This window comes from Sorangiineae bacterium MSr12523 (assembly GCA_037157775.1).
GTDB lineage: Bacteria > Myxococcota_A > Polyangia > Polyangiales > Polyangiaceae > Pendulispora > Pendulispora brunnea.
In genome coordinates this window covers 4,797,934-4,811,366 of the sequence record CP089982.1, presented here as the reverse complement: position 1 = coordinate 4,811,366, position 13,433 = coordinate 4,797,934, and the positions used below count along the sequence as shown (strand labels likewise).

12 protein-coding genes and 1 pseudogene are annotated in these 13,433 nt (G+C 65.5%); 4 read left to right on the top strand and 9 right to left on the bottom strand.

The window, feature by feature from the left end:
- Positions 1–2 precede the first annotated feature (2 nt).
- The 3 genes from LZC95_18735 to LZC95_18725 are packed head-to-tail and all read right to left on the bottom strand — an operon-like array spanning position 3 to position 3,573.
- Positions 3–1,211 carry an anion transporter gene (locus LZC95_18735; GenBank protein WXA98848.1) on the bottom strand — a complete coding sequence of 403 codons (1,209 nt, stop codon included), beginning with the start codon at positions 1,209–1,211 and terminating at the stop codon, positions 3–5.
- Complete coding sequence (locus tag LZC95_18730) at positions 1,208–2,356, bottom strand: cysteine desulfurase (GenBank protein ID WXA98847.1); 1,149 nt, start codon at positions 2,354–2,356, stop codon at positions 1,208–1,210. Before LZC95_18730 ends, LZC95_18735 begins: the two co-directional genes overlap by 4 nt.
- On the bottom strand, positions 2,356–3,573 hold the full coding sequence (locus LZC95_18725; GenBank protein WXA98846.1) for a hybrid sensor histidine kinase/response regulator: 1,218 nt from the start codon (positions 3,571–3,573) through the stop codon (positions 2,356–2,358). Before LZC95_18725 ends, LZC95_18730 begins: the two co-directional genes overlap by 1 nt.
- A 304-nt stretch (positions 3,574–3,877) precedes the next feature.
- On the opposite strand from LZC95_18725, the gene LZC95_18720 reads away from it, so the two are divergent.
- The 4 genes from LZC95_18720 (at position 3,878) to LZC95_18705 (ending at position 6,967) form a co-directional block, all read left to right on the top strand.
- Entirely contained in the window at positions 3,878–4,189 is a 312-nt protein-coding gene (locus LZC95_18720; GenBank protein WXB00355.1) for an FKBP-type peptidyl-prolyl cis-trans isomerase, read from the top strand.
- 14 nt (positions 4,190–4,203) lie between these two features.
- The gene (locus LZC95_18715; GenBank protein WXA98845.1) at positions 4,204–4,602 is read left to right on the top strand and encodes a response regulator; all 399 of its coding nucleotides are present in this window, start codon (positions 4,204–4,206) and stop codon (positions 4,600–4,602) included.
- Positions 4,599–6,149: an apolipoprotein N-acyltransferase gene (gene lnt / locus LZC95_18710; protein WXA98844.1), complete on the top strand. Its 1,551-nt coding sequence runs from the start codon at positions 4,599–4,601 to the stop codon at positions 6,147–6,149. Before LZC95_18715 ends, lnt begins: the two co-directional genes overlap by 4 nt.
- Before the next feature lie 98 nt (positions 6,150–6,247).
- The gene (locus tag LZC95_18705) at positions 6,248–6,967 is read left to right on the top strand and encodes a hypothetical protein (protein WXA98843.1); all 720 of its coding nucleotides are present in this window, start codon (positions 6,248–6,250) and stop codon (positions 6,965–6,967) included.
- 481 nt (positions 6,968–7,448) lie between these two features.
- Here the strand turns inward: LZC95_18705 and LZC95_18700 are convergent.
- The 6 genes and pseudogenes from LZC95_18700 to leuS form a co-directional block, all read right to left on the bottom strand.
- A pseudogene (locus LZC95_18700) lies at positions 7,449–7,553 on the bottom strand (FAD-dependent monooxygenase).
- Positions 7,554–7,761: 208 nt separating this feature from the next.
- Positions 7,762–8,112: a hypothetical protein gene (locus LZC95_18695; GenBank protein ID WXA98842.1), complete on the bottom strand. Its 351-nt coding sequence runs from the start codon at positions 8,110–8,112 to the stop codon at positions 7,762–7,764.
- A 116-nt stretch (positions 8,113–8,228) separates the two neighbouring features.
- Positions 8,229–9,332: a branched-chain amino acid aminotransferase gene (locus LZC95_18690; GenBank protein WXA98841.1), complete on the bottom strand. Its 1,104-nt coding sequence runs from the start codon at positions 9,330–9,332 to the stop codon at positions 8,229–8,231.
- 124 nt (positions 9,333–9,456) lie between these two features.
- Positions 9,457–10,119, bottom strand: a complete 663-nt coding sequence (locus LZC95_18685; GenBank protein WXA98840.1) for a DUF72 domain-containing protein — start codon at positions 10,117–10,119, stop codon at positions 9,457–9,459.
- 15 nt (positions 10,120–10,134) lie between these two features.
- Positions 10,135–10,698 (bottom strand): hypothetical protein, encoded by a 564-nt coding sequence (locus LZC95_18680; GenBank protein WXA98839.1) that lies wholly within the window; start codon positions 10,696–10,698, stop codon positions 10,135–10,137.
- Between the two features lie 4 nt (positions 10,699–10,702).
- Positions 10,703–13,405, bottom strand: coding sequence for a leucine--tRNA ligase (gene leuS, locus LZC95_18675; protein WXA98838.1), 2,703 nt, complete (start codon positions 13,403–13,405; stop codon positions 10,703–10,705).
- Positions 13,406–13,433: the final 28 nt, after the last annotated feature.

The window sequence follows — 13,433 nt, the reverse complement described above, 5'->3', positions numbered from 1 at the left end:
TCTCACGCGTGCCAGGCGAGCCACGCCGCGCCGATGAGCAAGCTCGCCACGCCCGAAGGGATGCCCACCTTCAGAAAATCGAGGAAGGAGATGTCCGCGCGGTTCTTGGCGCGCTCCACCACGATGATCGTCGCGAGCGAGCCCGGAAGCGTCAGATTGCCCGCCAACGTCGACGCCATCGCCAAGGTTAGCCACGCCGACTCCGCGTTGGGCAGGTGCGGAACGAGGGATTTGAGCACCATGACGGCGGGCACGTTGCTGACCACGTTGGAGAGAATGGCCGAAATCAACGTGAGGCCCCACACGCTTTGCGGGTGAAGCGGCTGCAGCGCATCGAGCAGCCGCTCGGCGAGCCCCGCCTTTTCGACGCCCGCCACCACGACGAACAATCCCGTGAAGAGCGCGAGCAACGTCCAATCGATGCGCACGTAAAGGCGCTTCGGATTGACCGCGCGCGTGAGGAGCATGGCCGACGCACCGAGCAGCGCCACCACGGCGGGCGGGATCCCGAGCACGAAGGCCAGCAGGACACCCGCCGTCACGATGCTGCTCTTGCGGATCCAGCGACGGTACACATGGGGCTTGTTCGTCGCCGAGCGCGCAGTGAAGGCGCCCCCGAGCTCGCGCCGGTACAGCAGCCAAATGATCACGCCGTTCACGATCAGCGCGAGCACCGCCACCGGCGCCAGGAAGAACGCGAAGCGGCCATAGGAAATCTGCGACAGGGACCCAATGAGGATGTTCTGCGGGTTGCCCGTGATGGTGGCCACGCTGCCAATGTTCGATGACGTGGCCAGCGCCAGCAAATATGGCCGCGGATCGCGCTCGAGCGCGTCGGCGATCTGCAGCACCAGCGGCGTGAAGGCGATGCACACCACGTCGTTGATCAGGAACGCCGACAGCAACGCCGACGACACCGACACCGCGATGAGCAAGGCCAGCGGGTTGCGCGCGCGCCGCGTGACCCAGAAGCCAATCATCGAAAAGGCGCCCGAGACCTCCAGCGCTGCCGAGAGGACCATCATGCCGAACAAGAGCCCGAGGGTCGCACCGTCGACGGAGGCCTGCGCTTCGGAGACCGACAGCACGCGGAACGCAACGAGAAGCACCGCGCCAATGATGGAGGCGGCCACCCGATCCGAGCGCAGTCCGGGTACGCGGCCCACGGAGAAGGCCACGTAGGTGAAGGCGAAAATGATGGCCGCGATCACCGAGCACTCGCGCGCGCGAACACGCGACCAATGGCCTCGAGCGCCATGTCGATGGCCTCCTCGGTCGTCGCTTCTCCCAGCGAAAAGCGTGCGGACCGTCGTGCGCGCGCCTCGTCGTGCATGGCCGTGATGACCGGCGAGGGCTCGATGGTCCCTGCACTGCACGCGCTGCCGCTGGAGATGCTTACCCCTTCCAAATCGAGCGCCGCCACGAGCTCCGGCCCGTTCCACGTGGAGAACGCCACGTTGGTGACGTGCGGTGCACGCGTCTCCTTCGCGCCATTCACCTCGCAGCCCGGATCGAGGCGCACGAGCCCCGCCTCGAGACGATCCCGCAAGGCGGCCACGCCGGCGTAGCGCTCCGGGCCCGAGCGCGCGTGCTTCGCCGCCACCGCAAAGCCTGCCGCGGCCACCGGATCGAGTGTCCCCGGCCGAATCCCGCGCTCTTGTGCGCCGCCGCGCAGCAGCGGTTCCAGCAGAATATCCGCGCGCGTGACCAGCGCCCCAATGCCCTTGGGCCCGCGCATTTTATGGGCCGCGAGGCTCCGCGTCACTTTGATACCGTCGCCGCATGCCGGGTTGATCCCGGCCACGTCGATGCGACCGAAGGCCTGCACCGCATCCACGTGCACCCAAACGCCACGCGCCGAGGCCATGCCGATGGCCTCCGCCGTCGGCTGCACGACCCCCGTCTCGTGGTTCACCGCCTGCAGCGCCACGATGCGCACGTCGTCTTCGCCCAACGCGCGCTCCAAATCGTCGAGGTCGATGCGACCCGACGCGCCCACGCGCAACCATCGCACGCGCGCCTTGCCCTCGGCCTCGAGCGCCTCCGCGACCCGCGTGATCGACGGGTGCTCCAGGCGGCTCGTCACCAGCGTCCCCGGCGCACGCGCGAAGGCCGAACGCAGCGCCAAGTTGTTCGCCTCCGTCCCGCCGGACGTGAGCACGATGTCGCGCGGATCGATCCCCGCGAGCTCGGCCACCGCGGCCCGCGCATTCTCCACGTAGGCGCGTGCCCCGCGCCCTTCGGCGTGGATGCTCGACGGGTTCGCCCATGCACCGCGCAGCGCCGCGCCCATTGCTTCGACGACCTCGGGCAGCGGCGGCGTGGTCGCGTTCCAATCCAGATAAACGCGGTTCATCAAATTCGCGCGTCAGCTACCACAGTCGGTGCGTGTCGGGCCACCGAGAGCACGAACACCGCGCCCTGAAAGACGGTGTGACCGAGCTGGGCACCGGCCTGGATGCGCACGTCGCCGCCGAGTCCGCGTGCGACCCGGCGCACGATGGCGAGGCCAACGCCGACGCCGCCATGCGCGCGCGTCGGCGAGCCGTCGACCTGGAAAAATGGCTCGAAGATGCGCTCGGTGCGATCTTGCGGCACGCCGGGACCGGTGTCGGCCACGAGCACCTCGCACGTCGATTCCGTTTCCCATACGGCGATGCCGATGGTGCCGCCCTCCGGGCTGAACTTCACGGCGTTGTCGAGCAGCTGCAGAATCGCGCGCTGGAGCCGGTCCGAATCGCCGTACGCCGGAATGGGCCCGTGGGGAAGCTCCTCGATGAGCGCAAGGCGCCGCTCGGCCATGGCATCGGCCTGCTGCGCGATGGCCCTGCGCACGGTGTCGAGGAAGTCGTACTCGCGGTTGAAAAACCGCATCTTGCCGGTCTCGAGACCGGTCACGTCGACCAGGTTGTCGAGGCTCGCGCGAAGCCGCCGCACGCAGTCATCCATCGCGCGCAGCGCCTTCTTCTGCGGCGTGGCCACCTCGCCGAGCTCTCCATCGATGAGCATGCGCAAGTAGCCGACGATGGGCGTCAGCGGGGTTGCCAGCTCGTGCGAGACGTTGCGGTAAAACGCCGTCCGCAGCCGATCCATGTCGCGCAGGCGCTCATTGGCGGCGGATAGCTCGGCCACCTTCGTCTCGAGGTGCGCGACGATACGCCCGCTCTGCATGCGCAATCGTTCCCCGGTATCGGAAAGCCCCGCCGGCAGCTCGCGCCGTCCCTCGAGGTAATCCCGGATCTGGCGGGCGAAACTTCGCGCATCGATGGGCTTCTGCAGAAAGCCGTCGCATCCGACGGCAAAACTCGTTTCCCGTTCGCCTTCGGCGGTGATGGCCACGATGGGCACGCCGCGGAGACCCGCTTCGTTGCGCAAGCGCAGCGTCACCTCGTATCCGTCGAGACCGGGAATGTTTATGTCCACGAGAACGAGGTCGGGTCGCTGAGCCAGCGCCAAACGCACGCCTTCGAGGCCATCGGGAGCGTCGATCACCTCGAGACCGTCGGCGGTCAGCAGTTTGCGGACCAAAAGGCGGTTTCGCGGATCGTCTTCGATATGGAGGACACGCGGCATAACTCTTTACTTCCAGTGTAGCCCGACTAGGTTTTCGCCGCGCATGAAGCCGTCTTGCCTCTCCCAAGGTCTCGTTGAGCTGAAAGCCCTGAGCATCCTACCAGCCTCGCTCGCTTTCTTCCTCTGTCTATTACCGGCGTGCTCCAAGTTGACGGAGCCGCCGAGCCCCGAACCGATCTCGACCGACACCACCACGACGGCCGCCCAGGCCCGTCCAACGGCTTCGATCCGAGAACAGGCCCCGCCGCCATCGGCTTCCGCGTCCGCGAACGCGCAGCCCCCCGCCCCGCCCGGAAAACTCGAGATCAAAGATCTCACCGTGGGCAAGGGCAAGGAGGCGAAGGCCGGCGACCGCGTTTCGGTGCACTACCTGGGCACCCTCACCGACGGGAAGAAGTTCGACGCGTCGCGCGACCACGGCAAGCCGTTCGAGTTCCAGCTCGGGCAAGGCATGGTCATCAAGGGCTGGGATCAGGGCGTGGCCGGCATGAAGGTTGGCGGCAAGCGCAAGCTCACCATTCCTTACGATCTGGCCTACGGGGAACGTGGCATGCCCCCGGCGATCCCGCCGCGCTCCACCCTCGTTTTCGAGGTCGAGCTGCTCGAGATCAAGTGATGTAATCTCATGCTGTGACCGCAACAGGTGGCGTACGACGCAAAACCATCCTGGTGGTCGAAGACGACGAGGCGGTGCGTACGCTGCTGGCTCGTGCGCTCGGGGTGCAATACGAGGTCCTTACCGCTTGCGATGGCCAACAAGCGCTCGACCTGCTGCAGAGCTCTCGGGCCCCCGCACCGCTATCCTTGATCATCACGGACGTGATGATGCCCAAGATGAACGGATATGCCTTGAGCCGCTTGCTCAAAGCCGATAGACGCTGGAACACCGTTCCCATCGTGTTTCTCACCGCGCGCGCATCGGCGAAGGACGTCGTTTTGGGCATCAGCGCGGGCGCACGGCATTACATTTCCAAGCCGTTCAGCGTGCGCGACGTCATCGAAAAGGTGGGCCGCATCCTCAACGCATGAAGCTACGCCTCCCTATCGAGCCTCCCCTGCCCCCGTGGCCTGCTCTCGGCATGGCCGCGCTCTCCGGCTTTCTGTATTTTCTCGCGTTCGCCGGGATCGACATCTGGCCGCTCGCCTTCGTGGCGTTCGTGCCGCTGTGGATCGCCATCCGTGGTCAACGCCCGCGCTTGGCGCTGTGGCTGGGCCTCGTGACCGGGGCGACGATGAACGTGTTCGGCTTTTACTGGCTGCTCACGATGCTGAAGACGTTCAGCGGCTTTCCGACGGTGCTGTGCGCGCTCTTCGTGCTGATCATTTGCATGTACCAGGGCGGCCGCTTGGGGCTCATGGGATGGCTCTACGCGCGCGCTTCGGTGCGGGGTTGGCCCGCGGCCCTCGTCTTCGTGGCGGCCTTCGTGGCGAGCGAGCTCCTGTTCCCTCTTCTTTTCCCCTGGTATTACGCGGCCACCGTGCACGGCCAGCCCGCGCTCACCCAGGTGGCCGATCTGGGTGGGCCCATCCTCGTAGGTGTCGTGCTGCTGCTCGCGAACTTGGCCATCGCAGAGCCGATCCTCGCGCGCCTGGAGAAGCGACCGCTGGACCGCCGCTTGGTTCAAATTGGTGCGGGCACCTTGGCCGCCACGTTGATCTATGGCTACGTGCGCATTCGCATGGTCGACGCCCAGGCCGCGGCGAGCGAAGCGTTCAACGTCGGCCTCGTCCAGGGAAATATGGGGCTGATGCAAAAGCGCACGGACCCCGCCGAGGGCCTGCGCCGCCATCAGAAGCTCACGCGTGAGCTCAAGGAACGCGGCACCGACATGGTCGTCTGGAGCGAGTCGTCGGTCACCTTCGCCGTGCCCGAGGCCAAGGCCGATCGCTTCATGTTCAACAACGTGAGCTCGCAGCTCGGGATGCCGGCCATCTTCGGTGCGGTGTTGTTCCGCGTCGATGCGGACCGCGAGCGTTGGTTCAACACGGCGCTTTCGACGGATGCGCAGGGCAAGATCACCGCGCGCTACGACAAGGAATTCCTCCTCGCGTTCGGCGAGTACCTGCCCTTCGGCGACACGTTCCCCATCCTTTACCAATGGTCGCCGAACAGCGGAAAGTTCAGCCCGGGCGACAAGCTCGACCCGCTGCTGGTGCGCACCGCCAGCGGAGAGCACAAGGTCACGACGCTCATCTGCTACGAGGACATCCTTCCGAGCTTCACCAACAAGGCGGTGAACCATGCGGATCCGGAGCTCCTGGTGAACATCACCAACGACGCGTGGTTCGGCGACACCAGCGAGCCTTGGGAGCACCTCGGCCTTGCGCAGTTCCGTGCCATCGAACACCACCGCTACCTCGTCCGCAGCACCAACAGCGGCGTGAGCGCGGTGATCGATCCGGTCGGGCGGGTCATCGCCCACACGGGGACGTTCCGCATCGAAGCCCTTCAGGCGAGTGTGCGCTGGATGCGCGGACGGACCGTGTACGAAGTCATCGGGGATATCCCCTGGTATCTTCTGTCCTTGGCCGTGGCGTACGCAGCCTTTCGCAAACGCAACCTGCAGGCAACGTGACAGCCTGGTCGGCTGCGACTACTCTTTTCCGCGTTGAACTGACTTTGTCGTACCGCACCTGAATGACGACCCCACCGTCGCCGTCAAAGAGGTTACCCATGTCTCGCACTTATCGATGGAAGCTGGCTCTGAGCGCGATCCTTTTCGGAGGAATCGCCGTGTTCTCCACCCAGGGCTGTACGGTCACCACGAGCAACGACCCGATTGACGGCGGCGACTGGGAGCCCTGGGATGGCCGCGACGCCGGCAACGGCAACTTCCGCGCGACCTGCGAGGGCTGCGCATTCGACTGGTGCCGCCAGCAGTGGGCCGTGTGCCAAGACGACACCAACTGCCACAACATCTACACCTGCTCCCTCGCTTGCGACAAGTTCAACGACCCGACCCAATACAACCAGTGCACCCAGAGCTGCTACGACCAGTATCCGGCGGGCAAGACGAACTACCGCAACCTGGCGGTGTGCAACCAGTACTACTCCTGCGCGAACACCTGCAAATCCCTGTGCAACGACACGGCGGACTATTGCAACGCGCCGGCGCCCACCGTCGATGCGGGTACCACCCCCCCGCCTCCGCCTGCCCCGCAGACCTGCTTCGATTGCACCACGGCGAATTGCAGGACGGAAAAGACCCGCTGCTCGCCGGGCTCCGAATGCGAAGCGTATTCGGCATGCACCAACGCGTGCGCGAGTGCCACGGTGACGGATCCTTTCCAATGCGTCGACGATTGCGGCTTGGCGCGTCCGCAGGGCAAGAACGACTCCGAGGCGCTGTCGAGCTGCACGACGAACCGGTGCCGCACCGAGTGCGGTCTCTAGGCTGACGCTCGAAACATGTCGAACGCGCGAGCGAGCGCGCGTTCGACATCGTTTTCCATGTGCGTGAAGCGCGCGGCGACCATGCCGTCGGGACGAACCAGCACGGCACCGCCCTCGTTCACGCCGTAGGCCGATTGCCAGCCGGAAAGCACGTGGGCGCGCAGCGGCGCCCCGAGTGCATCGGCAGCGTTTTTCCAACGGTGTCGCCGGCAAGCAAGACGAAGCTGCGGCCGAAGAGATCGATCGTCGACGTGCGCACGCCGTCGACGTCGAGCCACACGTGCGGCGCGCGGCTCCCGGGTGTGCCGTCCAAGACGAGGGCCCGCGGCAGCGGAGAATCCGAAACGCCGTAGCGATAGCCGAACACCACGCAGTCGGAGTCCACGGGCTCCTGCGCGGCAAGCGGATGCGCGGGTCGTCCGCCTTGCGCCGCCATGCGGTACGCGAGAATGGTCGCCTGCTCGGCGGTCGCCATGGCCACAGGCCGTCGCTCCATGTCGTAGCTGTCGAGAAGCGCCGGGTTTGCGCGGCCCTGGAGAACCCACGCGAGCTTCCAGGCCAAGTTGGCCGCGTCCTGAATCCTCGCGCTCGATGACCGCCCCTGCGCGCGTGGCCCGATCGTGCTCGAGCGTCCGCTCGTTGAAACCACGCGCGCGCGGATGAATCGATGTGCCTGCATGCTTCTCGACGACGAGCACACGCACACCTTGCTCGACCAGAAAGAGCGCCGCCGAGAGTCCGACGAGCCCTCCGCCCACGACCAACACGTCCGCGTCCGTCATGCGGAAGCGAGACTAGCGCGAAGCCCGCCTTCGCGCGCGTCGCGCCGGCGGACGTACCGTTTCACGCGTATCGGGCGCGCCTGCGATGGGTGCGAGGGGTGAGATGGGCGCGATAGGTGCGATGGGGCGCTGGAGCGAGTCCGGCGGCGCATCGTGGAACTCCCGCAAGTCCTGCGTCGCGGCACGCGCCATGCGCGCGAGGGCAATCTTGGTCACCGCAATCTGCCCGCGCACGTCATCCAACGTCTCGATCTGTGTCTCCGTGGGGCCCTCCCCGCGCCACGCTCGTCGCAACACTTCCTCGGTCTCGCCGAGAAGCCGGTGCGCTTCTCGGATGATCTCCTCGAACGTCGGAACGCTCATCGACACCTCCCCCGTATCGCCCGGTACTCGAACGTCGGTCGCGGGAAATTTTGCACGACCGACGCCACGATCCCAATTTATAAAGCGATGTCGTCGAGGTGACACGCCGGCGCGATTTACTTCAAACGATGCATCCACCCATGCGGATCAGGGAGCGTGCCGCGCTGGATGCTGGTGAGTTGCTCACGCAAATGCATCGAAATTTCACCGGCCTTGCCGCCGTTGATCTCGAATTCACCGCGGGCGTGCTTCACTTTGCCGACGGGCGTGATCACCGCCGCGGTGCCGCACGCGAACGTCTCGGTGAGTTCGCCCGAGGTCGCCTTCTTCTCCCATTCTTCCGTGGAGATACGGCGCTCCTCGATGCGGTAACCGAGATCCGATGCGAGCTGCAAAAGTGATTTGCGCGTAACGCCGGGAAGCAGTGCTCCGTTGAGCTCGGGCGTGACGATGGTCGCGTTCTTTCCAGAGCCGAAGACGAAGAAGAGGTTCATGCCGCCCATCTCTTCGATCCAGCGATGCTCGACGGCGTCGAGCCACACGACTTGGTCGCAACCTTTTTCCGCGGCCTGCGCCTGCGCCTGCAGTGAGGCGGCGTAGTTGCCCGCGCACTTGGCGAAGCCGGTGCCGCCCGGGGCCGCGCGCACGAACTCGGTGCAGAGCCACACGCTCACCGGCTTGATGCCGCCGCTGAAGTACGAGCCCGCGGGCGACGCGATGAGCACGTAGAGGTATTCCTTCGCGGGGCGCACGCCGAAGCTCGCCTCCGTCGCGATCATCAAGGGACGGAAGTAGAGCGCGGCCTCACCGCCGGCGGCGGGAACCCAACGCTCGTCGACCGCAACGAGCTCGCGCAACGAGCCGATGAAGTATTCGTCGGGCAGCTCCGGCATGGCCAGACGGCGCGCCGAGGTGCGAAAGCGTTCCGCGTTCGCCTCGGGCCGGAATGTGGAAATCGATCCGTCGGGGCGGCGGTACGCCTTGAGGCCTTCGAAAATAGCCTGGCCATAGTGGAGAACCATGGCGGAAGGCTGAAGCTCCAGGGGGCGATACGGCTCGACGCGGCCGTTGTGCCACCCCTTCTCCGCGGTCCATCGAACCGTCACGATGTGATCGGTGAAGTGCTTGCCAAATCCGGGGTTCGCTAGGATTTCCGCCAGCCGTTCCGCGCTCGCCGGCTCCGGGTGCGCGACCTTCGAAAACAAAGTCGTGGACGTCATCGTTGTACATTACTCATAAAACGGGACGGACTCCCAGGCCCGTAACAATCCCGAAATACGATTCGGGCTCGTCTGCAATGATGACGAGCGCTCGTCACCCGCTCGCGGGTCGCTCCTGAGTCGGCTAGGTCAGCTTGAGCGCTTTTTTGAGACGCTTTGCGTCGGCGAACATGTCCACGTTGGTGAACACGTACGTCGCGTCATCGTGCTCGGCCGAGCGCGCAAGATCCGCCAGGCGCTCGATCGCAGGATCTTCGTAACGGCTCTTGTGGCCCGCCGGGCCCGGGAGGCGGTAATACGCGACGGAGCCTTCGCCAAGCCCCTGCGTCAGCGGATCGCGCGCGGCGACCGCGCCTGCGTCTTCCGCGAGGGACGCAGCGTCATCGGGATCCCACGACGAGGGGGCCTCCCACACGATGCGATCGAACTTGCGCTTGATGCTGCCGAGGAACTCTTTGACCATCGTCTTGTTCGCGCGGCTCGACGAAAAATCGGGCGGGGCGACGAAGACGGCGGTGCTGGCGACCAGCTCTTTGCTCACGTCACGGAGCGACTTCAACGCGCTTTCGAGGACTTTGCCGCTGCGAAACCCCTCTTGCCCGATGTCGCGCGGCGCGACGACGCTGAAGTCGAAGCCCTCCGGGGCCTCACGGCGCCAGCGGCGAATGGTGCCCGTGCCGGGCGATACGACGTGCACCTCTTGGATTTCGACGAAGAGGAACTCCTTGAAGTACCGCGTCGCCGGCACCGGAAAGCCCGCGCACCCCAGAGTGATGGTCTTTTCCATGGGCGCGCACGAAGGCTACCACAGTTCCTCCGCCGACTCGTCCCGTGCGACCGGGTGCCCAAGAACGCGCAATGCCAGACGTTGTCCTACACGTCGTGCGGCCGCGCGAAGGGCATCGTCATGACGCATGCTCTCGGCCACGAGGCCCGTGCCGCCGGAGCTCTCCACCACGTTGAATGCGCGCACGTCCCCGGTGTCTGCTTCGTGCGAACCGTTTTGGGCGCGCACGATCCACGCACGCGCCAGCACGCCGATCTGCGTCGCACGCGCCTGCGGAACACGCGTGCCCGTCGCATCCGTGGCCGAGGCGATGCCCTCGCTGGCTTCGTCGGCGCGCAGCACTTCCACCTCCATGCGCGGGTAGCCGGTTCCGGCAGCGAGCGCCCCCTCGCGCGCCAGGGCGGTACGCACGCCCGAAAGCACCTCGTCGTTGGCCACGGCATCGGCCACACGCGCGCGCACCAGCACCACCGAGAGCCGCACCTCGCTGGGCTGCGCGTAGAGGGCTCGGTAACCGCAACCGGTCACCGAGCACGCCACCGCGCCACCCACGAGAAGCGCCAGCGCAAGAGCCTTCACGTTCTCAACCGACAATCAGATTGATGATCTTCCCGCGCACGTAGACCAATTTGCGCAAGGTCTTTCCTTCGAGGTGCATCGCCACCTTCGGTGCCGAAAGCGCCGCCGCACGCGCCGTTGCCTCGTCCGCGTCCACGGCCAACTGCACCGTGCCGCGCAGCTTGCCGTTGACCTGAACGCCAATCTCGACGACGTCGTCGCGCACGAGCTCCTCGTCGAACGACGGCCACGGCTCGTAGGCCAGCGATTCCGTCGCGCCGAGTCGCTTCCAAAGCTCCTCGCCCAGGTGCGGCGCGAACGGCGACACCAGCAGGACGAGCTGCTTCACCGCCTCGTGCGGCGTCTTCGGCAGGCCGCCCAGGTGGCGCACGAGGACCATCATCGCGCTGATGGCGGTGTTGAAGCGGAGCGACTCGATGTCCTGGGTCACCTTCTTGATTGTCTTGTGGACGAGTCGCTTCGTCTCCAAATCGTAGTCCGCGGGGTCGCGCGAAAGCTTCGCGGCGTCGTGGCCCACGTTCCAGGTGCGCTCGAGGAAGCGCCGCACGCCGTCGATGCCGCTGGTTTGCCACGGCTTCATGTGCTCGAGCGGCCCCATGAACATCTCGTACAACCGCAGTGCGTCGGCGCCGTGGTTGCGCACGATGTCGTCGGGGTTGACGACGTTGCCGCGCGCCTTGCTCATCTTTTCGGCGACCAGGACGACCTCGATGCCGAGCGCCTTGTGCACGTACGCCCCGGCCGCGTGACCGGCCTGCACTTCGTCTTCCTTGGCCCAGGCCTCCTCGACGATTTCGCCGGACAGATCTCCCAGGTGAATCTCACCCTTGTCGGTGTCCTTCACCACCGTGGCGTTGCCCGGGTAAATCTGATCGGGGTTCGCCGTGCTCCGATAGTACCGGTACGACGTGCCCAAAATGATGCCCTGGTGCACCAGCCGCGAGAACGGCTCCGGATGCTTCACGATGCCAAGATCGTAGAAGGCCTTGTGCCAAAAGCGCGCGTACAGCAGGTGAAGCACGCTGTGCTCGGCGCCGCCGACGTAGAGGTCGACCGGCATCCACGCGTCGTACGCTTCGTCGCTGCAGAGCTTTTCGGTGTTGGTCGGATCGAGGAAGCGCAGGTAGTACCAACAGGAGCCCGCCCACTGCGGCATCGTATTGGTCTCGCGGGCGTACCACTTTCCTTCCTTTTGGAAGAAGCGCCACTCGGGAACGCGGGCCAGCGGACCCAAGGGATCGGCACCGGGTCGATAATCTTCGAGCTCGGGCAGGAGCAGAGGTAGCTCGCTTTCGTCGACCGCGATCGGCTGGTCGTAGCGAATCGTGTACACCGCGTCTTTCTGCCGGGGATCGCCATCCGTCTCCACCGGGAAGTAAATCGGAATCGGCTCGCCCCAATAACGCTGGCGCGAGAACACCCAGTCGCGCAACCGATACGTCACGCGCGGGCCGCCCTTGCCTTGCGATTTCAACCAATCGGTGATGCGGCGGCGAACTTCCGGGCTGGGCACGCCGTTGGGGATTTCCACGAACGAGCGAAGCAAATGCGACACGCCATCTTCGGTGTACGCGGCCTTCTGCACGTCGACCGTGTCCTTGCTACCCGGTGCGGGATCCACCACCTGCACGATGGGCAGGCCGTAGGCCAAGGCAAACGCGTGATCACGCTCGTCGTGGCCCGGGACGGCCATGATGGCCCCCGTGCCGTAGGTGCCAATGACGTAGTCGCCAATCCAAATAGGCACCTTGTCGCCATTGATCGGATTGATGGCATACGCCCCGAGCGCGACGCCCGTCTTCTTCTTGGTGACGTCGGAGCGCTCGATGTCGCTCTTCTTCTTGGCGGCCTGCACGTACGCGTTCACCGCCTCGCGCTGCGCCGGCACCGTCAGCTCCTCCACCAGCGGATGCTCGGGCGCGAGCACGACGTAGGTCGCACCCGGGAGCGTGTCGACGCGCGTGGTGAAGATGGTGATCTTCGCGTTTGCATGACCTTCGACCGAGAAATCGGCGAGTGCACCTTCGCTGCGCCCGATCCAATGGTGCTGCTTGGCCTTCGTCGATTCGGGCCAGTCGATGGTGTCCAGGCCTTCGGCCAACTGATCGGCGTAAGCCGTGATCTTCAGGAGCCACTGGCGCAGAGGCAGGCGCTCGACAGGGTGATTTCCGCGTTCGCTGCGGCCGTCGATGACCTCTTCGTTCGCCAGCACGGTGCCGAGCGCGGCGCACCAATTGACCGGGATCTTCTCCTGGGACGCCAGACCGCGTTTGAAAAGCTGCAAGAAGAGCCACTGCGTCCAGCGGACGTACTCGGGCGAGGTGCTGTCGATTTCGCGCGCCCAGTCGAAGGAGAAACCGAGGCTTTTGAGCTGCCGCTTGAAGGTCTGGATGTTCTTCAGCGTGGTCACGCGCGGGTGCGTGCCCGTGGCAATGGCGTGCTGTTCGGCGGGCAGGCCGAACGCGTCCCAACCCATGGGGTGAAGGACATCGAAGCCCTGCATGCGCTTGTAGCGGGCCGTGATGTCCGTTGCCGTGTAGCCCTCGGGATGACCGACGTGAAGGCCCGCACCGGACGGGTAAGGGAACATATCGAGGATATAGATTTTCGGTTTTCCGGGGTGGCGTTCCGCGCGGAAGGTGGCGTGCTCGTCCCAGTAGCGCTGCCACACGGGCTCGATGCTCGCCGGATCGTACGTATCGGTCATACCCGTGGATTTATCATAGGGGTTAGGG

What these genes read in the sequence shown, in the direction of transcription:
- LZC95_18730 (WXA98847.1), bottom strand. Translation starts at nt 2,356, where the DNA reads ATGAACCGCGTTTATCTGGATTGGAACGCGACCACGCCGCCGCTGCCC.
- LZC95_18725 (WXA98846.1), bottom strand. Translation starts at nt 3,573, where the DNA reads ATGCCGCGTGTCCTCCATATCGAAGACGATCCGCGAAACCGCCTTTTG.
- lnt (WXA98844.1), top strand. Translation starts at nt 4,599, where the DNA reads ATGAAGCTACGCCTCCCTATCGAGCCTCCCCTGCCCCCGTGGCCTGCT.
- LZC95_18705 (WXA98843.1), top strand. Translation starts at nt 6,248, where the DNA reads ATGTCTCGCACTTATCGATGGAAGCTGGCTCTGAGCGCGATCCTTTTC.
- LZC95_18695 (WXA98842.1), bottom strand. Translation starts at nt 8,112, where the DNA reads ATGAGCGTTCCGACGTTCGAGGAGATCATCCGAGAAGCGCACCGGCTT.
- LZC95_18690 (WXA98841.1), bottom strand. Translation starts at nt 9,332, where the DNA reads ATGACGTCCACGACTTTGTTTTCGAAGGTCGCGCACCCGGAGCCGGCG.
- LZC95_18685 (WXA98840.1), bottom strand. Translation starts at nt 10,119, where the DNA reads ATGGAAAAGACCATCACTCTGGGGTGCGCGGGCTTTCCGGTGCCGGCG.
- leuS (WXA98838.1), bottom strand. Translation starts at nt 13,405, where the DNA reads ATGACCGATACGTACGATCCGGCGAGCATCGAGCCCGTGTGGCAGCGC.